At 65.2% G+C, this 19,059-nt stretch carries 22 protein-coding genes; 9 read left to right on the top strand and 13 right to left on the bottom strand.

Annotation, left to right across the window (positions count from 1 at the left end; genetic code table 11):
- Positions 1-10: 10 nt before the first annotated feature.
- From NCS58_RS26130 to NCS58_RS26095, 8 genes are all read right to left on the bottom strand, one after another.
- The gene (locus NCS58_RS26130; RefSeq protein ID WP_016347879.1) at positions 11-196 is read right to left on the bottom strand and encodes a 4-oxalocrotonate tautomerase; all 186 of its coding nucleotides are present in this window, start codon (positions 194-196) and stop codon (positions 11-13) included.
- A gap of 33 nt (positions 197-229) precedes the next feature.
- Entirely contained in the window at positions 230-1,006 is a 777-nt protein-coding gene (locus NCS58_RS26125) for a class II aldolase/adducin family protein (protein ID WP_061116309.1), read from the bottom strand.
- A complete protein-coding gene (locus tag NCS58_RS26120; RefSeq protein WP_061116308.1) occupies positions 984-1,895 on the bottom strand; it encodes an urea transporter in 912 nt (303 codons plus the stop codon). Before NCS58_RS26120 ends, NCS58_RS26125 begins: the two co-directional genes overlap by 23 nt.
- A gap of 131 nt (positions 1,896-2,026) precedes the next feature.
- Complete coding sequence (locus NCS58_RS26115) at positions 2,027-2,233, bottom strand: hypothetical protein (protein ID WP_061116307.1); 207 nt, start codon at positions 2,231-2,233, stop codon at positions 2,027-2,029.
- Positions 2,234-2,369: 136 nt separating this feature from the next.
- Entirely contained in the window at positions 2,370-3,509 is a 1,140-nt protein-coding gene (locus NCS58_RS26110) for an iron-containing alcohol dehydrogenase (protein WP_061116306.1), read from the bottom strand.
- Between the two features lie 141 nt (positions 3,510-3,650).
- Complete coding sequence (locus tag NCS58_RS26105; protein WP_061116519.1) at positions 3,651-4,736, bottom strand: lipocalin-like domain-containing protein; 1,086 nt, start codon at positions 4,734-4,736, stop codon at positions 3,651-3,653.
- Positions 4,736-7,279 (bottom strand): FtsX-like permease family protein, encoded by a 2,544-nt coding sequence (locus NCS58_RS26100; protein WP_061116305.1) that lies wholly within the window; start codon positions 7,277-7,279, stop codon positions 4,736-4,738. The genes NCS58_RS26105 and NCS58_RS26100 overlap by 1 nt, the downstream gene beginning before the upstream one ends.
- On the bottom strand, positions 7,276-7,965 hold the full coding sequence (locus NCS58_RS26095) for an ABC transporter ATP-binding protein (protein ID WP_061116304.1): 690 nt from the start codon (positions 7,963-7,965) through the stop codon (positions 7,276-7,278). The genes NCS58_RS26100 and NCS58_RS26095 overlap by 4 nt, the downstream gene beginning before the upstream one ends.
- Positions 7,966-8,147: 182 nt before the next feature.
- Here NCS58_RS26095 and NCS58_RS26090 point away from each other — a divergent pair, with 182 nt between their 5' ends.
- The 4 genes from NCS58_RS26090 to NCS58_RS26075 all read left to right on the top strand — a co-directional run bounded on the left by NCS58_RS26090 (position 8,148) and on the right by NCS58_RS26075 (position 12,185).
- Positions 8,148-8,867 (top strand): GntR family transcriptional regulator, encoded by a 720-nt coding sequence (locus NCS58_RS26090; protein ID WP_061116303.1) that lies wholly within the window; start codon positions 8,148-8,150, stop codon positions 8,865-8,867.
- A 108-nt stretch (positions 8,868-8,975) separates the two neighbouring features.
- Positions 8,976-9,767: an SDR family oxidoreductase gene (locus NCS58_RS26085; protein WP_061116302.1), complete on the top strand. Its 792-nt coding sequence runs from the start codon at positions 8,976-8,978 to the stop codon at positions 9,765-9,767.
- Positions 9,768-9,784: 17 nt separating this feature from the next.
- Complete coding sequence (locus NCS58_RS26080; protein WP_061116301.1) at positions 9,785-10,717, top strand: 3-keto-5-aminohexanoate cleavage protein; 933 nt, start codon at positions 9,785-9,787, stop codon at positions 10,715-10,717.
- Between the two features lie 142 nt (positions 10,718-10,859).
- Positions 10,860-12,185: an MFS transporter gene (locus NCS58_RS26075; protein WP_061116300.1), complete on the top strand. Its 1,326-nt coding sequence runs from the start codon at positions 10,860-10,862 to the stop codon at positions 12,183-12,185.
- A 12-nt stretch (positions 12,186-12,197) separates the two neighbouring features.
- Here the strand turns inward: NCS58_RS26075 and NCS58_RS26070 are convergent, their stop codons facing one another.
- Entirely contained in the window at positions 12,198-12,770 is a 573-nt protein-coding gene (locus NCS58_RS26070; protein ID WP_061116299.1) for a DUF1993 family protein, read from the bottom strand.
- Positions 12,771-12,837: 67 nt separating this feature from the next.
- Positions 12,838-14,352, bottom strand: a complete 1,515-nt coding sequence (locus NCS58_RS26065) for a pyrrolo-quinoline quinone (protein ID WP_250477803.1) — start codon at positions 14,350-14,352, stop codon at positions 12,838-12,840.
- Between NCS58_RS26065 and NCS58_RS34390 the strand changes: the two genes are divergently transcribed.
- From NCS58_RS34390 to NCS58_RS26045, 4 genes are all read left to right on the top strand, one after another.
- A complete protein-coding gene (locus tag NCS58_RS34390) occupies positions 14,339-14,731 on the top strand; it encodes a hypothetical protein (protein WP_250477802.1) in 393 nt (130 codons plus the stop codon). The genes NCS58_RS26065 and NCS58_RS34390 overlap by 14 nt on opposite strands.
- Positions 14,732-14,859: 128 nt before the next feature.
- Positions 14,860-15,120: a hypothetical protein gene (locus NCS58_RS26055; RefSeq protein WP_061116297.1), complete on the top strand. Its 261-nt coding sequence runs from the start codon at positions 14,860-14,862 to the stop codon at positions 15,118-15,120.
- A gap of 57 nt (positions 15,121-15,177) precedes the next feature.
- A complete protein-coding gene (locus NCS58_RS26050) occupies positions 15,178-15,408 on the top strand; it encodes a hypothetical protein (RefSeq protein ID WP_061116296.1) in 231 nt (76 codons plus the stop codon).
- 46 nt (positions 15,409-15,454) lie between these two features.
- Positions 15,455-16,546, top strand: a complete 1,092-nt coding sequence (locus NCS58_RS26045) for a PAS domain S-box protein (RefSeq protein ID WP_086960712.1) — start codon at positions 15,455-15,457, stop codon at positions 16,544-16,546.
- A 43-nt stretch (positions 16,547-16,589) separates the two neighbouring features.
- On the opposite strand, the gene NCS58_RS26040 is transcribed toward NCS58_RS26045, so the two are convergent.
- From NCS58_RS26040 to NCS58_RS26030, 3 genes are all read right to left on the bottom strand, one after another.
- On the bottom strand, positions 16,590-16,895 hold the full coding sequence (locus NCS58_RS26040) for a DUF1488 domain-containing protein (protein WP_061116294.1): 306 nt from the start codon (positions 16,893-16,895) through the stop codon (positions 16,590-16,592).
- Positions 16,896-17,069: 174 nt separating this feature from the next.
- Positions 17,070-17,543, bottom strand: a complete 474-nt coding sequence (locus NCS58_RS26035) for a universal stress protein (protein ID WP_250477801.1) — start codon at positions 17,541-17,543, stop codon at positions 17,070-17,072.
- Positions 17,544-17,640: 97 nt separating this feature from the next.
- Positions 17,641-18,681, bottom strand: a complete 1,041-nt coding sequence (locus tag NCS58_RS26030) for a zinc-dependent alcohol dehydrogenase family protein (RefSeq protein ID WP_061116292.1) — start codon at positions 18,679-18,681, stop codon at positions 17,641-17,643.
- A gap of 162 nt (positions 18,682-18,843) precedes the next feature.
- On the opposite strand from NCS58_RS26030, the gene NCS58_RS26025 reads away from it, so the two are divergent.
- The gene (locus NCS58_RS26025; RefSeq protein WP_061116518.1) at positions 18,844-19,038 is read left to right on the top strand and encodes a hypothetical protein; all 195 of its coding nucleotides are present in this window, start codon (positions 18,844-18,846) and stop codon (positions 19,036-19,038) included.
- The last annotated feature ends 21 nt before the right edge of the window (positions 19,039-19,059 follow it).

The raw sequence follows: 19,059 nt of genomic DNA, 5'->3' as shown, positions 1-19,059 counted from the left end.
CATCGACGACTTACTGCTCCGACCAGAGCTTGCCCGCGGTCGCCCAGTTCTCGCGCTTCACGTCCGTCAGAATGATGTCCACCGAGCCCGGCTCGCAGCCGAGCGTCTCGCACGTCGTGCGCGTGATCGCCTCGACGAACTTGCGCTTCTCTTCCGCCGTGCGGCCTTCGAACAATTGAATGTTGAATGTCGGCATGCCGTTGATCTCCTGTTTGAGTTGAACCGGTAATCAGTCGCGATACGACGCATCGATGCGGTCGAGCTTGCGCAATAGCGCAGGCCATTCGAGCGCGCCTTCGATGGCGTCGTCGTCGTGCAATTGCGCCGCCGTGCGCGTGACGACGTCCGGCGTCGGCACGATCACCTTGCTCACGCCCGCGAGCGCGCGAAGTTGAATGTCGCATGCCTTGACGAGCATATCCATCAGCACATAAGCCTCGGCGATGGTGCGCCCGAGCGTGAGGGGCCCGTGATTGCGCAGCAGCATCGCCCGATGCACGCCGAGGCTCGCGACGAGGCGTTCGCCTTCCGCCGGCGAAAACGCGAGGCCTTCGTAGTCGTGATACGCGAGATGGCCGTGAAAGCGCATCGCGTGTTGCGAGGCGGGCAGCAGGCCATGCGGCTGCGCCGAGACGGCGATCGCCTCGCGCACGTGCAGATGCATCACGCACGCGGCGTCTTGCCTCGCGGCGTGCACGGCGCCGTGCAGCGCGAAGCCCGTTGCGTTCACCGGATGCGCACTCGCGCCGATCACGTTGCCGTCGATATCGATCTTCACGAGATTCGACGCCGTGACTTCATCGAATGAAAGCCCGAACGGATTGATCAGAAAGCGCCCCGGCTCGCCCGGCACGCTCGCGGAAATATGCGTGTAGACGACATCGTCCCAGCCGTTGAGCGCGACGAGGCGATACGCGGCCGCGAGCTCGACGCGTGTCGCGGCTTCGGCCGCCGAACGAGGCCCGCTTTCCGCGATCCTGCGCTCAGGCGTGTGGGTGAACGACATGCGAATCTCCTTGTTCCGATGTTCCCGACAGGCGCCGCTGCAAGGCGATCGCGGCCCACGACGCCAGCACGAACGGCGCGGTCAATGCAGCAATGCCGATGCAATCTATCAAGCGTTCGATCAGCACCGCCGCGACGATCGCGATGATCGCATAGCGCTTGCCGAGCGGCGCGGCGGCGAGCGCCGCAAGCGCCGCGTTGAAGCCGCACGCGCCCGAGAGCACGACCGCATCGCTCGCGCCGCCGAGCCCGTGCAGTGCCGCGCCGAGCGCGCTGCCCGCGAGCGCCCAGCCCGCCCGCGACGGCCGCGACGCGAACAATCCCGCTGCGGTCAATGCGCCCGCGAGCGCGCCGGTCGCGAACGTGATCGGCGCAAGACCTGCGAACGCGGCCTGAAGCATCGGGATGACACCGGCGGCGACTTGCGGGATCGCGCCCGTATCGCCGCAATCAGCGAACAGCGGCAGCCAGCACCAGGTGACGATGATGGCGGGGCTCGAAAAGGCCGGCAACCGGTATTGGGAGAGTATGCGCGTGAGCTTGCCGGCGAGGACGGTCGCGAACATCGCCGCGACGATCGCGACGGCGGCGGCTTGCGATGCATCGCCGATGAACGCGAACGCGGCGAGCGCCGCGAGCGCGCCATTGAAGCCGTAGAGATCGGCGCGGAACGCGGGCGCCTCCTCATCTTCGATGATCACGCTGATGACGTTGCCCGTCAGCGTGCCGATCAGAAGGCCGCACGCGAGGCGCGGGCTCGCGCAGAGGACCGCGAGAAACAGCAGCGCGCCGGTCGCGGCATTGCGCTGGAGCACGATTTGCCCAATCGCGCGGGCGAAGCTGCGAAGTTGATCGCCGAAGGCGGCGTTCGAATGGAGAGCGGAGGTCATGCTGGGCGACGACGGCACGGGAAGCCGCCAGCATAAAGCAGCCCGGCGCGCCGTGCGGCGGCGGGCCGAATAACCTGTATGCGAGTTGAAGCAGAGCGCGCGACGAACGTCGCGCCGGCAGGCGTTGAGGCTTAGTTGAAGGCCATCGGCACCAGCGGCGTCTGATCGCCCACACCGGGATTGGCCAACGACAGCTCTGTGCTTATTTTCACGATTTGCGTGACGTTTTCGCGGAAATTGGGGTGCTTTTCCCAAGTGATGTAGCTCGCGTCCATGACGGCGGACAGCGTGAGCAACGCAAAGGCGATTTTTTCCAGTACTTCGTAACGGCGGCGCATGATCGGGTCCTCAAACTTTGCGACATTTTAACAAACTTAAGGGTTTTCCCCTACTAGCATGTTGCAATGCCGCAAATGCGCCGCCGTTATTGCGTTAGCGCTCCGGCCCTCTTTCGCCGGACGCGTTGAGGCAGAGTCACATCGATGCTTCGAGCATCGCCTCGTAATCTTCACTCGACGCTTCGCGCGGATTCGTCTTATGACTGTGGTCCTTCAGCGCGCCCGCGATGATGCGCGGGAACAGTTCGCGCGTCACGCCAAGTTCCGAGAGGCCGCGCGGCAAGCCGAGCGTCGCGGTCATCCGGCGCACCGCCTCGCCGACTTCATCGCCGGACGTCAGGCCCATCGCCTGGGCGATGCGGTCGAGCTTGCCTTCGTCCTGCATCGTCGGCGCGCTGCTGTTGAACGCGATCACCGCCGGCAGAAAGATTGCGTTGAGCGTGCCGTGATGCAGCTTCGGATTGATGCCGCCGAGCGAGTGGCTCAGGCTGTGCACGCAACCGAGGCCTTTCTGGAATGCGAGCGCGCCCTGCATCGATGCGCTCATCATGTTCCAGCGCGCGGTGCGGTCGGAGCCGTCGCGGGTCGCTCGCTCGATGTGGCGCCACGCGCGCCACAGCCCGTCGAGCGCGATGCCGTCGGCGGGTGCATTGAACACGGGCGCCATGAAGGTTTCGAGGCAATGCGCGATCGCGTCCATGCCCGTCGCGGCGGTGAGCGCCGGCGGGAGGCCCATCGTCAGCCCGGGATCGCAGATCGCAACCTTCGGCACGACATGCGGCGAGATCACGCCGACCTTGCGGCCATCGTCGAGGATCAGGATCGCGCCGCGGCCCACTTCGCTGCCGGTGCCCGCGGTCGTCGGGATGGCGATGACAGGCGCGGTCTTCGCCGTGATGCGCGCGAGGCCGCCTTCGATGACCGCGAAGCTTTGCAACGGGCCATCGTGCGTCGCGCACACGGCCACGCCCTTCGCGAGATCGATCGACGAGCCGCCGCCTGCCGCGATCACGCCATCGCACTGATTCGCCTTGAACAATGCAACCGCTTCGCGCACGGCGGCCTCGTTCGGATTGGGCGGCGTTGCATCGAAGACCGGCACGGGCGATGACGCACCGAGCGCATCGATCACCGTATCGAGCAGGCCCGCTGCGCGAATCCCGGCGTCGGTGACGATCAGCGGACGGCGGATGCCGATGCGCTCGCACTCGGTGGGAAGCAGGCGCACCGCGCCGAAATCGAACTGAATCTGCGTGATGTAGTTGATGAGGGACATGGGTTTCTGGCTGAAGGTTATCGTCGTTGCCGTGGGGCCTTTTTTGGTGACCTCCGGCGGAGTCAGTATAGGTGCCTGTAACAGAGCGTGCATCGGGGCGCCGGATCGACGGCTTTTTCTCGCATCGTGTTCCAGCCGCGGTCAGCGCTTCTCCACCTCCAGCGTCTTCGCATACCCGGTCAGTTCGAGATATCCCCGTCCATTCGAGCCGTCACCGGCCAGCGTGACCGCACCCTCCCAATACAACGCCCCCGTCGAGTCGCGCGAGTCGAGCTCCTGATCGTCGATCAGCGGAGTCAACCGCCACCGCATCCCACCAACGCGCACATTCATCGCCACCGGATAGACCGTATCCGTACGCGGCGAGCGCCACCGCCGCTCCGGCGTGAACTCCACATCGCCCGGGCCGAATTGCCGCGTTCGACCGTCGCGGTCGCGCATCGCGGCATGCGCCCACACCGCGTGCCCATCACGCGCGCGGACCTTGAAGGCCATCAGCGCCGAGCCATCGTCGAGATTCGCGCCCAGCCAGTCCCAGCCGGCCGCATCGGACGACAAGAGCGTGCTCGACCATTCGTGATCGAGCCACGCGCGCCCCGTCACGGCGACGCTCGCATTCGCCTTCCCCGATGCCGAGGGCCGCGTGACACTGCCCGTTACCGTCAGTTGCGGCTCGCTGTAGTAGTAGCTCGCCTGTTCCGGCGACGGGCCCTTGCGCGAATAACCTTGCTCGCCCTGGATCATCGGCGGCTGCGTCGGGGTGAACGTGAGATGGAGCGCGAAACCGGCGGCATCGGCAACGACCTTATAGCGGCCGTCCGCTTCGCGCGTCATGCGCCACGCGTCGAGCTTGACGTCCGTGTTGCCGTCTTTCGCATACGCCAGGCCGAAGCCCTGCCGCGCGACGTTCTGATCGTGCACGAGCCGTCCGTACGCGGGATCCGACAGCGCCGCGTGCGCGATGATCAGTTGCGAGGGATCGAACGCGCTCGCGCCCTGCTTCTGTCCCGTATTCGAGCGAAAAAACGTGATCTGAAAACCGAGCGGCCGATGATCGGGCGTCTCGAGCCAGCCCGTCGCGTACCACCATTCCGTGCGATACGGCGGATGCGCGCCGCTATCCTTCGGCCATTCGATCGCGTGTCCCGGCGTGACGGGCGCGAACGTCGGTTCATCGGCGAATGCGGCCAACGGCAAGAACAGCCACGCGAGCAGCAGAATGCGCATCACCAGTCCTCCCGCACGGCGCGCACCGCATCCACCGACACGGCGCGGCGGCCCGACAGCACCGCAGTCGCGCACGACGACGCCAGCATCACGCACGCGATGATCGCGATCATCGTCCATGGAACATGCAGCGACATGCTCCAGTGAAACGACTGCGGATTCACGACGAACACGAGAATCAGACTGATCGCGAAACCGAGCACGCAGCCCATCGCGATGCCGAGCAGCGTGAGCCACCCCGCTTCCGATGCCAGCAACGCGAGAATCTGCGCGCGCGTCACGCCGACGTGCCGCAGCATGCCGAATTCGCGCGAGCGGGCGAGCGTCTGCATCGAAAACGTCGCGCCGACGCCGAAAAGGCCGATGACGATCGCCACCGCCTCCAGCAGGTACGTCACGGCGAAACTGCGATCGAAGATGGTCAGCGTGCGCGCGCGAATCTCGCCGGGCTGCGAGAACTCGAGCGCATCGCCGAAGGGAAGTTTCCTGATCGCGCCGATGACCTGCGCCGCGCTCGAACCCGCGCGCAGCGTGATCGCGACATCGGTCGCGGTCGTGTCGCCGGTGAGCCTGCGGTAATCGGCGATACGCATTTGCAGCGCGCCCGTCTGGCGCACGTAGTCGCGCCAGATTCCCGCGACGACGAAGCGCTCGTTCGCCTCGCTGACAGGCAGCGTCACGCGCTCGCCCACGCGATAGCCGTACAGATCGGCCATCGCTTCCGAGGCCCAGACCGGCGTTTCATCGGCGCGCCATGAGGAAGGCGGCAACACCGCGCCGGTCATCTGCAATGTCGCGCCGGGATCGGCGGCGTCGAGCTCGCGGGCGATCAATGCGACAGGCGGTTTCGCGGCATCGAGCGTCAGTTTCGACGCCCGCGTGAATGCCGCATGCGCGACGCCGTTCGCCGCGGCGAGCTGCATCTGCTGATCGGGCCGCAATCCGCCTGTATCGCCGCTCGATGCCATGCGCACATAGAGATCCGCCGACAGCAGATGCACGAGCCAGTCTTCCACCGATACGCGAAAGCTCGTCACCATGATCGCCATCGCGACGATCAGCGTGAAGCTCGACAGCACGCCGCCCATCGCGATGGACGCCTGCCCGGGCGCGTTGGCAAGACGCGCGAGCGCGAGCGTCGCGACGGCGCCGCGCGGCTTCATCGCGCGACGAAACACGATCGCCGTGAGTCGAGGCATCAACGCGATGCCGCCGACGAGCAGCAGCGCGACCGCGAGATATCCGGCAACGGGCGCATCGAAGACAGGCGGCGCCTGCGTCAGCGCGGCGCCGGCTGCCAGGCACGCGAGCGCGGGCCACGGCCTGCCGAGCGGCGCGAGCGCGGCTTCCTCGCTGCCCGCCTTCAGCGCCGGCGCGGGACGCGCGCGCGCCGCTTCGAGCGCCGGAACGAGCGTGCCCGCGAGCGCGACGCCGATGCCGAGCGCCAGAAAGATCGCGCTGGCCACGGGCTCGAAGACGACGCGCGGTTCGACGCCCGGAAAATATCCGCCGCCGAGATCGCTGCCGAAAAAGCGCAGCGCGAGCGCCGCGACCGTGAAGCCGAGCGCGATGCCGAGCACGCCGCCCACGACGCCGAGCAGCGCGCCTTCGAGCATGATCTGCCGCACGAGCGACGCGCGCGTCATGCCGAGCACGCGCAGCATCGCGAACTGCGCGCGGCGGCGCACGACGCCCGCCGCCTGCGTGGAGAAGACGAGAAACGCCCCGGTGAAGAGCGCGACGAGCGCAAGCACGTTCATGTTGATGCGATACGCGCGCGAGAGGCGGTCGGTCCGGCTTTCGATATCCTGCGTTTCCGTCACGACGAGGCGCGCGCCGAGTTCGCGTTGCAGCGTCTGCCGGAACGCGTCGCGATCGACGCCGCGCGCGAGTTGCAGATCGACGCGCGACAGCCTGCCGACGAGCGCGAAATGCGTCTGCACCGCGGCGATATCCATCACCGCGATGCGCTGCCCGGGACGCGTACGCGCGATGCCGCCCGCCACACGCAGCTTCACCGGCGAGGTCCCGCTCTGCAACTCGACGTATCCGTCATCGTGCGCGCCGAGCCACGTCTTTGCGGCCGAAGAAAGAAAGATGGCGTCGCCGGCGAGCACATCGAGCGATGCTTGCGGACGCGGCACGCCGGTCAGATCCGGCGCGACGCGTTTCGCGCGGAACACGTCGATGCCGAGCACCTTGAGCGGCGCGTTCCTGCCGGGCACGGCGGCATCGACTTCGAGCACGGGACTCGCGACCGCGACGCCCGAATACGTCGCGAGTTGCGGATAGATGTTCTCGTCGATGAAAAGCTGCGCGCCGCGCACCTGCAAGTCCGCTTGTCCCGACAGGCTTCGCGCGGCGGCGGAAAACTCGTTGAACGCCGCGCCGTTGATGAGCTGCACGGCATAGCCCAGTCCGACGCCCAGCGCGATTGTCAGCATGGCGACGAGCGCTCGTCCCCGGTGACTGCGGCATTGCGCGCCGAGCAGCCAGCGCGTGAGTGTGTCGAATCCGCGGCGCGGGACCGCCCTATCGCTCATCGCGCGAGCGTCGCGGCGTGCAACGCGCCATCGCTCAGAATCACGATGCGATCTGCAAAGGCGGCCGCCGCTTCCGAATGCGTGACCATCACGGTCGCGGCACGCGTCGCCCGCGTTTCGGCGCGCAGCAATTCGAGCACTTCGTGCGCGGTTTGCGGATCGAGATTGCCCGTGGGTTCGTCGGCAAGCAGCAATCGCGGCCGATGCACCAGCGCGCGCGCAATCGCCACACGTTGCAGTTCGCCGCCGGAAAGCTGGCGCGGCATGTCGTCGCCGCGTCCGTCGAGGCCGACCGCGGCGAGCATTGCGTACGCCGGCGCGGGCGGCATGCCGTTCAGCAAGAGCGGCACCGCCACGTTCTGATAGAGCGTCAGATGCGGCAGCACATGAAACGCCTGGAACACGAAGCCGAGCTTTTGCCGGCGCAGGCGCGTGGCGGCATCGTCGGAAAGCGTGGAAATCGATGTGCCGTCGATCAGCACGTCGCCGCTGTCGGCCGTATCGAGACCCGCGATCAGATTGAGCAGCGTGGATTTGCCGACGCCCGAATCGCCCATGATCGCGACGAACTCGCCCGCGCCGAGCGCGAAGTCGAGCGCGTCGAGCACGATGCGGCCGCCAGCGTACTTCTTCGTGAGGCGGCGGCATTCGAGGGCGGGAGAAACGTCGGAGTCGGTGGGTCGCATTGCGGATTGGCGGGGGCGATGTCGCGGTTCGGGAGTCCGCAAGCATTGTGCCCAACGCTCGCACTTTCAGCCCAAATGCGTTGCGCGCCCTGTCGGGTTATCCCTGATTCCGTTCGCATTGACTAAACCTCGTCGCGAAATCAAACTGTGATCACAGATCATAGATCAGCAAGGAAACACACTTGGCGCCCCGCTCTCTGACACAACCCCTGCCGCAGCTCGAAGTCATCGCGACGGAGACGATGGCGACCAAGGTCTATCAGCAACTGCGCGAAGCGATCATGAGCGGCAGCTTCGCCGCCGGTCAGCCGCTAAGCCTGCGCGGCGTCGCGGAAGCAGTCGGCCTCTCGACGATGCCCGTGCGCGCCGCGCTCACGCGTCTGCGCGCGGAAGGCGCGCTAGTGGATGGCCCGTCGCGCGGCCTGATGGTCCCGCCGATGACGCTCGAGCTGCTCGAAGAATTGCGCGACGTGCGTGTCGCGCTGGAAGGCTGCGTCGCCGAACGCGCGGCCGCCCGCATGACGAACGACGACGTCGCCGCCGTTCAGCGCATCTTCGACGAAATGGATGCACACGTCGAAGCCGGCGACGCACGCGCCTATCTGCGCTGCAACTTCGCGTTCCATACGCGCATTTATCGGCACGGTGCAAGCGACATGACGCTCGCGACGATCCAGAACATGTGGATGCGCATCGGTCCGTTCCTGAACATGGTGGCGCCCGACGTGGCGCACATGCGCGTGTCGATGCAGGCGCACCGGCAGATCATCGATGCGCTGTGGAAACACGACGGCGCCGCCGCGCGCGAAGGTATCGCAAAGGACATCCGCGACGCCGCGCGCGATCTCGAAGCGCATCTTCGTTCGCAGGAGACGCGCGTGCGGCGTCACGCGCAAAGCTGAACGAAGAAGGCGCAAGACGCGCCTGTTCACACGATTTTTAGTATGACTGATCGCCCCGAGCGAGGACGGCGCACGTCCCGCAAAACATAACCACAAAGGAGTCACCCGATGGATTTCATGAAACTGCTCACCCCGCGCGCAGGCCTGCGTGTGCTGATCACGGGCGGCGCGTCCGGCATCGGTCTCGCGATTGCCAAGGCGTTCGTGTCGACGGGCGCGCGCGTGCATGTCTGCGATGTCGATCCGAAAGCCATCGACGCGGTCTCGACCGTTTCGCCGTCGATCACCGGCACGCGTGCGGACGTCGCGAACAAGGACGACGTGAAGCGCGTTTTCGAAGACGTGCGGCGCGAACTCGGCGGCCTCGACGTGCTGATCAACAACGCGGGCATCGCGGGCCCGACGGGCGGCATCGACGCGATCGATTCCGACGACTGGGAAAAGACCATCGACGTGAATCTGAATAGCCACTACTACTTCTCGCGCGAGGCCGTGCCGATGCTGCGCGAGGCGATCGATGGCGGCGTGATCGTGTTCATGTCGTCGGTCGCGGGTCGTCTCGGCTATGGCTTTCGCACGCCCTATTCCGCGACGAAGTGGGCCGTGGTCGGTCTCGCGAAAAGTCTCGCCATCGAGCTCGGTCCCGACAACATTCGCGTGAATGCGGTGCAGCCGGGCATCGTCAAGGGCCCGCGCATGGAAGGCGTGATCGCCGCGCGCGCGAAACAGCTCGGCATCGGTTACGAGGAGATGGAGAAGCAGTATCTCGCGAAAATTTCCTTGCGCCGCATGGTCACGCAGGAGGAAATCGCCGCGAGCGTGCTCTATCTCAGCTCGCCCGCGGGCAGCGCGATTTCGGGTCAGGCGCTCTCCGTCTGCGGCAACGTCGAAACACTCTGAAGAACATCGAGGATCACATGGCAACGAAACGCAAGGTCATCATTACGTGCGCACCGACGGGTGCGATCCATACGCCTTCGATGTCGCCGTACCTGCCGGTCACGCCCGACGAGATCGCCGAAGCCGCGCTCGCCGCGGCGAAGGAAGGCGCGGCGATTCTGCATCTGCATGCGCGCGATCCCGAAGACGGTCACCCGACGCAAGACCCCGCCGTGTTCCAGCGCTTCCTGCCGCGCATCAAGTCGCAGACCGATGCAGTCATCAACCTGACGACGGGCGGCAGTCCGCACATGACGGTCGCGGAACGCCTGAAGCCCGCGCATCACTTCCAGCCGGAAGTGGCATCGCTGAACATGGGCTCGATGAACTTCGGCCTCTATCCGATGCTCGACCGGTTCAAGGAACTCAGGCACGACTGGGAACGCCAGCATCTCGAGAAGAGCCGCGATCTCGTGTTCAAGAACACGTTCGCCGATATCGAATACATCCTGACGTCGTGCTCGGCCAATGGCACCCGCTTCGAGTTCGAGTGCTACGACATCTCGCATTTGTACAACCTCGCGCACTTCGTCGATCGCGGGCTCGTCAAGGGACCGTTCTTCGTGCAGAGCGTATTCGGCTTGCTGGGCGGCATCGGCGGACATCCCGAGGATCTCGCGCACATGAAGCGCACCGCCGATCGTCTTTTCGGCAACGACTATGTCTGGTCGATTCTCGGCGCGGGGCGCAATCAGATTCCGCTCGGCTCGATCGGCGTCGCTCAGGGGTCGAACGTGCGCGTGGGTCTCGAAGATTCGCTGTGGATCGGGCCGGGTCAGCTCGCCGAGTCGAGCGCGGCGCAGGTACGCAAGATCCGTCAAGTGATCGAAGGCTTGTCGCTCGACGTCGCGACGCCCGCCGAAGCGCGTCAGATGCTCTCGCTCAAGGGCGGCGACAACGTGAACTTCTGATTTTCGAGCGCACGCGCCGCGCGATCGGCGCGTGCTCACGCCATTAAAAATACAACGCTTACGGAGACACTTTCTTGAAACGCCTTCCCGACACCGCATTACCCGCGCGCATCCCGCGCCCATTCTGATTCCGGGAGTCATCATGTCCAAGCCCACCACGACGAGCGCTTCGCACGCGTCGCTCAACCGCCTGATGCTGCGCAAGCTGATGCCCCTGCTGGTAATCGTTTATGTGATCAGCTTTCTCGATCGCACGAATATCGCGCTCGCGAAGCATTCGATGAGCATCGATCTCGGCATCTCCGCCGCGGCATACGGACTCGGCGCGGGTCTGTTCTTCCTGACCTATGCGGCCTTCGAGATTCCCAGCAACCTGATCATGCACCGGGTCGGCGCGCGTTTCTGGATCACGCGCATCATGGTGACGTGGGGCGCGCTCTCCGTCGCGATGGCCTTCGTCACCGGCGAGACTTCGTTCTACGTGATGCGCCTCCTGCTCGGCGCGGCCGAAGCCGGACTCTTCCCCGGCGTGATGCTCTATCTGACGTACTGGTTCGGACGCGAGGAACGCGCCCGCGCCACCGGCTACTTCCTGCTCGGCGTGTGCGTGGCGAATATCGTCGGCGGTCCGCTCGGCGGCGCGCTGCTCGAACTCGACGGCAGCCTCGGCTTTCACGGCTGGCAATGGCTCTTCGTGATCGAAGGGGTACCCGCGATCCTGCTGGCGTTCGTCGTGTGGAAGATGCTGCCCGATCGCCCGACGAGCGCGCCGTGGCTTTCACGCGAGGACGCCATTGCGCTGGAACGCCGCCTCGCCGCCGAACAGGACGCGCAGGGCGGCCGCCACGGCACGGGCGCGTTGCGCAGCGTGCTCGGCGACCGTCAGGTGTGGCTCGCGATTCTCGTCTACTTCTGCCATCAGCTGACGATCTACACGGTGATCTTCTTCCTGCCGGGCATCATCGGCGCGTCGGGGAAATTTTCTCCGCTGACGATCGGCCTGCTCAGCGCGACGCCGTGGGTCGCCGCCGCCATCGGCGCAGCCACGCTGCCGCGCTTCGCGAGCGATTCGTCGAAGAGCCGTCGCATCCTGATCGCCGGGCTCGTCATCATGGCCTCGGGCATGCTGATCGCGGCATGGGCGTCGCCGGTGATCGGGCTGCTCGGCGTGTGCCTCTCTGCGCTGATGTTCTTCGTGGTGCAGTCGATCATCTTCACCTTCCCGCAGTCGCGTCTTTCGGGCAGTGCGCTCGCGGGCGGCCTCGGCCTCGTCAATTCGTGCGGCCTGCTGGGCGGCTTCGTCGGACCGACGGTGATGGGCATCATCGAACAGACGACCGGCCGCGCGATGAACGGGCTCGTGTGTCTCGCGATCGCGCTGCTGTTCGCCGCGGTGTGCAGCACGCGCCTGCGTCACGGCAACGAGGATCGTGCCGACGACCAACGCGGCGTGATGTCGAACGCGTGACGCCCTGACGCTTCAACCCTGCGGCAACGTGCCGGGCCGGATATACGCGAACATATGCGCGACGTAATCCGGCTTGCCGAGCGGCACGCCGTGATGGCGCAGAATCGCGTACGCGGTCACGGCGTGAAAATAGAACTGCGGCAAGGACCAGTCGCGCGCGTACTGCTCGCCGGTCATATCGAAGACGATGCCGTTCGGCAGATCGAGCGCGATCTGCGCGTCGGTTCCGGTATCGAGCGCATCGGGCGCAAGGCTCGAAAGAAATGCGATCGCCCCGGCGATGCGCGCCTGCGCGTCAGCAAACGAGCCGGGCTCCTCGTTCGACTTCCATCCTTCTTCACGCACGCCAAGCAAGCTCTGCGGCACGTTTTCTCCGCGCAATCTGTACGCCGGCTCCTGCGCCTGAAAGCACACGAAGCGCACTTGCGCCGCGAGCGGATACATATCCGGCGCGAGACGCAGGGTCATGAGCGCATCGGGGTTCGCGTCCTTCTCCTGCTGCTGCGCCGCCGCCTTGTCGAGCCACGTCGAAAGGTTCTTCAGCGTCTGGACGAAGGTCGGAACGAGAAGACGGGTCAGTTGCATGAAATCGCTCCACGGGTTGAAGTTCCGCGATCTTATCCCGATGCGGACGTTTCCCATACGGAACGCTTCATCGCAAGCCGAATACGGCGACGCCGGTTTTCGTGCCCACGTAGACCTTGCCGTTCGCGATCGTCGGCGAGATGAACTTGTTATTGCCGAACTGATCTCGCGTGCCCGCCTGATTGCTGTTGTAGAGCTCGGTCGCGAGATTGCTCGCGTCGTACGCATGCAGCACGGCCGTGGGCGACGTGTTCTCGACGCCCCATACGATGCCGTTCGTGTTGCCGTTCGCGGAGATGACGGGCGCGAGACCCGGGAAATTCCAGTTGCCCGCCGGGCTCGTGGTCTGACTCGACGCGGCCGCCGCCACCACCGCGTTCACGACCGGCAGCGCCTTGAGGTGATCGCCCGCCGGGCCGATATAGATCGTGTTGTTGTAGAACGCGGGTGCGGTGAACAGCGGGCCGGTGATCGTCGAGTACAGCGGCTGATAGATGTGATCGGCATTCGAATCGAACTTGCCCATCGCGTCGCGATTCACGACATAGAGCACGCGCGTCTTGCCGCCGCCTATCGCGAGATGCTGCACGTTGCCGTTGATATCGGTGACATCGGGCAGGACCAGCACGCCGCCCGAGCCGAGGTCGAGGTCCGCGTTCGATTCCGCGACGGTGTCCGACGGCTCGAAGTAATCGGTCACCCGAAGTGCCAGCGCAGGCGTCGGCGTGACCTTGAGGAAGCCATTGCCGAAGTCGTTCTTGTTGGGCATCTCCTGCGCGTTGGTGGTCGGATCGAAGGTACCGTTGCCGTCGAGGAAATAGATCGACGTGCCATCCGATGCGAGACCCGCGCCGCCCATCCAGATGCCGCCCATCTGGCCATTCGGGGTGACATTCAGGATGCCCGTCTGCTTCAGCGTGTCCGCGCTGTAGCCCATGACCCAGCCCGTGTATGGCAACGCGTCGCAATGCGAACTCCATGCCGTATAGACGACGCCGTTCAAGAGCAGCAGCGACGCCCGCTCGATGTACTGAGCGGGCGTGAACGGCACGACGCCGTTCACGCTGCCCGAGCCGGTGCCGGGATACGAGCCGGTGATTTCCGTCGGGCCGCCGAAGAGTTCCGCGCCCGTCGCGATGTCGATCGCGTGAATGCGCTGGTGATACGCGCCGCCGCTGTCCTTCGACATGCCGACGACATACATCGCGCCATTCGGCCCGCGCGCGCGATCGATGACGGGCGTCGCCGTGATGCCGATGCTCGGGGTGGTCTGGTCGCAACCGCGATCGTCACTCGGCACTTCGCCCGCGAGCAGCGTGGAGACGTGCCAGAGCACGGTGCCCGTATCGGCGTCGAACGCGTAGATGCTCGCTTTCTCGGTTGCGACGTACAGCACGTTATGCGCTGCGCCCGCGATCGGCACGTTGCCGAGAAAGAGCGGCTGGGCATCGACGGGGCCATCGACGGTATAGAAGCCGAGCTTGCCGAACGTCGATGCGTTCACGTTGGCGAGCGTGAGCCGGGTCTCCGCGAGCTGCTGCGCGGTGCGCCGGATGTCGTTGTGATACGTGGTGACATCCATCGGCGTCGATGCGGACGGCTTGGTCGTCGCGGGCGTGCTTGCACTGGACGGCGCGCTCGCGCCGCTTGCCGGCGACGATGGACCCGACGCCGCAGCCGGGCCGGATGCCGATGACGAGCCTCCCGAAGCCGTGGACGGATCGGAGCTGGAGCTTCCCCCGCTGCATCCACCGATGATCGCTGCAATGGCAACTGCGGTTACGCCAACCGATAAATGCCCTTTCATCTGTGGATCTCCGTTCACCGGGCTCGGACCCGGTGCTGTGGCGATTATTGTCTGTGCCGGCTTAACAAGGGAAAAGATCGTCGGGCGACGGCTAGGAATTGGCGGAACGATGCGCGCGATCCATGTCCACGCGTATTTATTTCATCCGACTTAAGCGATCACCGGAAAAAAGTAAAAAAGCTTAAATCGGGTAAGACGACAAAAATTGAACGGTTAGGCTTATTGCTTACGAAATGTAGGACTGACACGCGGTACATCGAAAACATAAAACCTGAGAGACCGATGACCCAAACCACAGATCTCATCTACAAAGGCCACGTGCTGAGCGCGACGGCCGTGCTGGAACAGGATCGCTACACGGCAATGCTCATCGTGCGCGAACCGGACGGCACGCGCCGTTCGAGCGGCATGCTCGGCGAATTTACGAGCGCGACAGGCGCCGTGCGCTATGCATTTGCCTATGGCATGGCCGAAATCGATCATCGACAATCCATGCGACATCCGCCCCATTCGAACGGCGCTCGCGTTGTCCAGCACGCCTGATCCCGCGCACCCGGCGGCATGCATGCCGCTCGCGCTTCGACCACTTCGGCACAATCTATGATCATCTATCATCGGGGAGCGGCTTTTCAGCCCTCCGTCACTCAAGTAGGCAATGCATTCGTCGCAACCGCGTCCATTCTGGAAGAGGACGGCCATGCCACCTCGCTCGGCAATCTCGGCGCCTTCGCGAGCAGGGATGGCGCGCTCGGTTTCGCGGTTCGCTGTGCGACCGCTTTTCTGGACGGTGACGATATGCCGTTGCCGCCTTTCACGTTGACCACGCAATAGCATTGCAACGCGTCGGACGTTGCTTGCGCGACCGGGCCCAGCAACGATGACGAACGCCTCAGCAGCCGTACCCGACGATCCACGCGCCCCGCTCTCGTCCGCGCTGCAGAACGATGCGTCTTTCCGGCTTCTCGTGGAGGCCGTCGAAGACTATGCGATCTTCCTGCTCGACGCCCACGGCAACGTCGCGACGTGGAACTCCGGCGCAAAGAGGATCAAAGGCTATGACGCGCGGGAGATCGTCGGCCGTCATTTTTCCGTCTTCTATCCGCCCGACGACATCGCGGCGGGCAAGCCGCAAAACGAGCTTTCGATAGCGGCGCAGGCCGGTCGCGTGGAAGACGAAGGCTGGCGCGTCCGAAAGGATGCGAGCCGCTTCTGGGCGAATGTCGTCATCACGGCACTGCGCGACGCGCGCGGCAATCTGCTCGGCTTCGCCAAGGTCACGCGCGACATGACCGACCGGCTGCGGCTCACCGAGTTGCAGCACGCGCGCGAACTGTCCGCGCACGTGCAGAGCGCGCTCGAAAACGAGCGCGCGTCGATTGCCCGCGAATTGCACGACGATCTCGGCCAGCAGCTCGCCGCGCTGAAGATGCAGTTATCGACGCTCGACGCCGGCGCGCAGATCGCCGCGATGCAGACGCAGATCGACACGATCATCGGATCGGTGCGGCGAATCGCGGCTGGCCTGCGCCCGCCCGTGCTCGACGATCTCGGGCTCTTCGCCGCGATCGACTGGCTCGTCTGCGACGTTCGCCGGCGTTACGATCTGACGATCCAACTGCATATCGAAGGTGAGGAAGGCGGAATCGACACGAGCGCCTCCACGTCGGTTTTCCGGCTGGTGCAGGAAGCGCTCACGAACGTCGTGCGCCATGCGCAGGCGAGCGAAGTACGCATCGCGATCGCCTGCACGCGGTCGCGCTGCACGCTGACGATCGAAGATGACGGTTGCGGCGCCGACGTCACACGCGGGCGCGCCGCCGGGACGTTCGGCCTGCTCGGAATGGGCGAGCGCGTACGTCAGCTGGGCGGCGTCATCGAGTTTCGCAGCGCGCCCGGCGAAGGCTTTCGCATCCTCGTGGAAATTCCGCTCACACGTCGCGCCGACAACGGCGTCCCGGCGTCACCTTGAGTCAGTCGAACGCGGCGGATCGCGCGTGCGTGCGGTTTCCCGGTCAGGCCCGGCTCGACGACGTCTGAGCGCGCGCCCGGCGAAACCGGAAAAATCCGCTGCGCAGCATGACCGATGTGCCGCCGACGCGGTTCAGCAGGTGTTCGGCAGCGCCTTCGATCGACGAGCGATGGCTTTCGAAAGCCTGCTGCAAATCTTCCTCCCGCCAGGAGGCCGCGCCGAAGTGATCCTCCAGCGCCTCGGCGGAAATGGTGCACGCGATGCGCTCGCCGTCGGCGAACGCGGCGAAGGTGAGTGAAGGGACATCGCCCTGATAGACGGGCGGCTGGCTTGCAAACGTAATGTTCATGCCGATACCTCGTGGTGCATCGATGCGGGGTGGTTCGACGTTCAGGACATATCCCCTCAGTCTCTGCCACGGATTCGTGGTGCGTATTGATCTGGATCAATACGGCCGCGTGGACCGGCGTTAGACGAGTTTTGATCGTGAGCCGGCCGCTTCTCCGGTCAGAGCATGCGATCCTCACGCATGTCCCGACGCACCGCTCGTCTCGCGCGTGAGCAGCACGGCACACGTCGAGCGCCTGACGAACGCTTCGGCGACACTGCCGAGCGCAAGCCTGCGCAATCCGGTGCGGCCGTGCGTGCCCATGACGACGACGTCCGCGAGCATCTGCACCGCGCGGCGCTGCAGGCATTTCGCGATCGTGTCGGTCACATCGCGTGTTTCGGCAAGTTCGGTTTCGCATTCGATGCCCGCATCGAGCGCACGCGCATACGCGATCTCCAGCGCGTGCGCGCCTTGCTCACGAACGCTCACACGGTACTGCGCCGGATACGACGAAAGCGCGGCCACGTCGATGACGTGCACGACCCGCACCCTCGCGCGCGCGCCGATGCGAATCGCCTCGTCGAGCGCGCGTTGCGAACACGCACTGCCATCGAGCGCCACCATGATCTTGCGGTACATGGTCACCCGGCCTTTGCTTCCGCTCACGCCGCCCCCTTCAGATTGTCGACGCGCCCGAGCTTGCGTTCGATGCGCTCCACGAAGACACCGATGAGCACTGTCGGCACGCTCACGCTTTCCATGGTCACGCCACTTCGATGATGACCTTCAGCGCCTGGGTTTGCGCCGCGCGGCTGAAGGTATCGTAAGCATCGAGCGCGCGCTCGAGCGTGAAGCGGTGCGTGATGAGTTGCTTCGGCTGAAGCCGTCCCGCACGCACGGTCTTGAGCAGCATCGGCGTGCTGACCGTATCGACAAGGCGCGTCGTGATCGTGATGTTGCGATCCCAGAGCGATTCGAGATGGATATCGGCTTTCACGCCGTGCACGCCCACGTTCGCGATCGTCCCGCCCGCCGCGACGATCTGCTGGCATAGCTCGAAGGTCGCCGGAACGCCGACCGCCTCCACCGCGCAGTCGACGCCCGCGCCATCGGTCAGACGCATGATTTCGGCGACCGGCTCCATGCCCGTGATGTCGATGCACGCGCTCGCACCGAACGTGCGCGAGACTTCGAGCCGATGCGCGTCGCGGTCGATCATGATGATCTGCGCAGGCGCGTAAAACTGCGCCGTGAGCAAGGCGGCCAGACCGATCGGTCCCGCGCCGACGATCGCGACCGTGCTGCCCGGCTGCACGCGGCCGTTGAGCACGCCGCATTCGAAGCCCGTCGGAAGAATGTCCGACAACATGACGAGCGCGTCTTCCTCGACGCCCGCCGGAATCGGATAGAGACTCGTATCGGCATGCGGGATGCGCACGAATTCCGCCTGCGTGCCGTCGATCTTGTTACCGAGGATCCAGCCGCCTGTCGCGCAATGCGAATACATGCCGCGCCGGCACGCTTCGCATTTGCCGCACGAAGAAATGCACGAGATCAGCACGTGATCGCCCGGCTTGAATGCCGATACCGCCGCGCCCACCTCCTCGACGATGCCCACGCCTTCGTGCCCGAGCACGCGCCCGGGCTCGCAGGTGGGCACGTCGCCCTTGAGGATGTGCAGATCGGTGCCGCAGATGGTCGTGCGCGTCACGCGGACGATCGCATCGGTGGCCGCGGCAAGCGTCGGCTGGGGCCGCTCGTCGAGGGATTTGTTTCCGGGACCGTGATAGACGAGTGCCTTCATCTGCGAGCTCCCTGGCATGGCGCGAAGTGGATGAACGTTTCCGACTTTATCGCGGTGCCCGCAGCGGGAATTTGACTTGGGTCAATCGGCAGCGCATTGGCGCCGATGACCGCGCGCGCCGTGTACGATAGACGCGTCGACTATCGAATTTCAGGAGGCGCCATGAAAGCGGTGTGCCCGCTGCACGGGCCGACGACCATCATCCGCACCAACGCGTATGGCTTTCCGGTCTACGCATGCTGCTGCGACGACTTGCCCTATGTCACGCCGCCGGACGCGTGCACGCGAGCGCCGACGCAACGCGGCGCGCCTTCCGAGCCACAGAAGCCCCGGCAGCCGACATCCCGAAAGGAATGAGTGCGGGGCGTGCTCGGGCGA

Origin of the sequence: Caballeronia sp. INML3B, assembly GCF_023631305.1 — a bacterium.
GTDB lineage: Bacteria > Pseudomonadota > Gammaproteobacteria > Burkholderiales > Burkholderiaceae > Caballeronia > Caballeronia turbans.
This window is presented reverse-complemented; position numbering and strand designations above follow the sequence as displayed.

Bases quoted from the DNA above. Each gene is read 5' to 3' on its own strand.
- NCS58_RS26070 (WP_061116299.1), bottom strand. From the start codon at position 12,770: ATGCAACTGACCCGTCTTCTCGTTCCGACCTTCGTCCAGACGCTGAAG.
- NCS58_RS26045 (WP_086960712.1), top strand. From the start codon at position 15,455: ATGACGAACGCCTCAGCAGCCGTACCCGACGATCCACGCGCCCCGCTC.
- NCS58_RS26115 (WP_061116307.1), bottom strand. From the start codon at position 2,233: ATGCGCCGCCGTTACGAAGTACTGGAAAAAATCGCCTTTGCGTTGCTC.
- NCS58_RS26110 (WP_061116306.1), bottom strand. From the start codon at position 3,509: ATGTCCCTCATCAACTACATCACGCAGATTCAGTTCGATTTCGGCGCG.
- NCS58_RS26125 (WP_061116309.1), bottom strand. From the start codon at position 1,006: ATGTCGTTCACCCACACGCCTGAGCGCAGGATCGCGGAAAGCGGGCCT.
- NCS58_RS26105 (WP_061116519.1), bottom strand. From the start codon at position 4,736: ATGCGCATTCTGCTGCTCGCGTGGCTGTTCTTGCCGTTGGCCGCATTC.
- NCS58_RS26025 (WP_061116518.1), top strand. From the start codon at position 18,844: ATGAAAGCGGTGTGCCCGCTGCACGGGCCGACGACCATCATCCGCACC.
- NCS58_RS26095 (WP_061116304.1), bottom strand. From the start codon at position 7,965: ATGCGACCCACCGACTCCGACGTTTCTCCCGCCCTCGAATGCCGCCGC.
- NCS58_RS26130 (WP_016347879.1), bottom strand. From the start codon at position 196: ATGCCGACATTCAACATTCAATTGTTCGAAGGCCGCACGGCGGAAGAG.
- NCS58_RS26080 (WP_061116301.1), top strand. From the start codon at position 9,785: ATGGCAACGAAACGCAAGGTCATCATTACGTGCGCACCGACGGGTGCG.
- NCS58_RS26120 (WP_061116308.1), bottom strand. From the start codon at position 1,895: ATGACCTCCGCTCTCCATTCGAACGCCGCCTTCGGCGATCAACTTCGC.
- NCS58_RS26100 (WP_061116305.1), bottom strand. From the start codon at position 7,279: ATGAGCGATAGGGCGGTCCCGCGCCGCGGATTCGACACACTCACGCGC.
- NCS58_RS26075 (WP_061116300.1), top strand. From the start codon at position 10,860: ATGTCCAAGCCCACCACGACGAGCGCTTCGCACGCGTCGCTCAACCGC.
- NCS58_RS26030 (WP_061116292.1), bottom strand. From the start codon at position 18,681: ATGAAGGCACTCGTCTATCACGGTCCCGGAAACAAATCCCTCGACGAG.
- NCS58_RS26050 (WP_061116296.1), top strand. From the start codon at position 15,178: ATGATCATCTATCATCGGGGAGCGGCTTTTCAGCCCTCCGTCACTCAA.
- NCS58_RS26065 (WP_250477803.1), bottom strand. From the start codon at position 14,352: ATGGATGTCACCACGTATCACAACGACATCCGGCGCACCGCGCAGCAG.
- NCS58_RS26040 (WP_061116294.1), bottom strand. From the start codon at position 16,895: ATGAACATTACGTTTGCAAGCCAGCCGCCCGTCTATCAGGGCGATGTC.
- NCS58_RS26085 (WP_061116302.1), top strand. From the start codon at position 8,976: ATGGATTTCATGAAACTGCTCACCCCGCGCGCAGGCCTGCGTGTGCTG.
- NCS58_RS26055 (WP_061116297.1), top strand. From the start codon at position 14,860: ATGACCCAAACCACAGATCTCATCTACAAAGGCCACGTGCTGAGCGCG.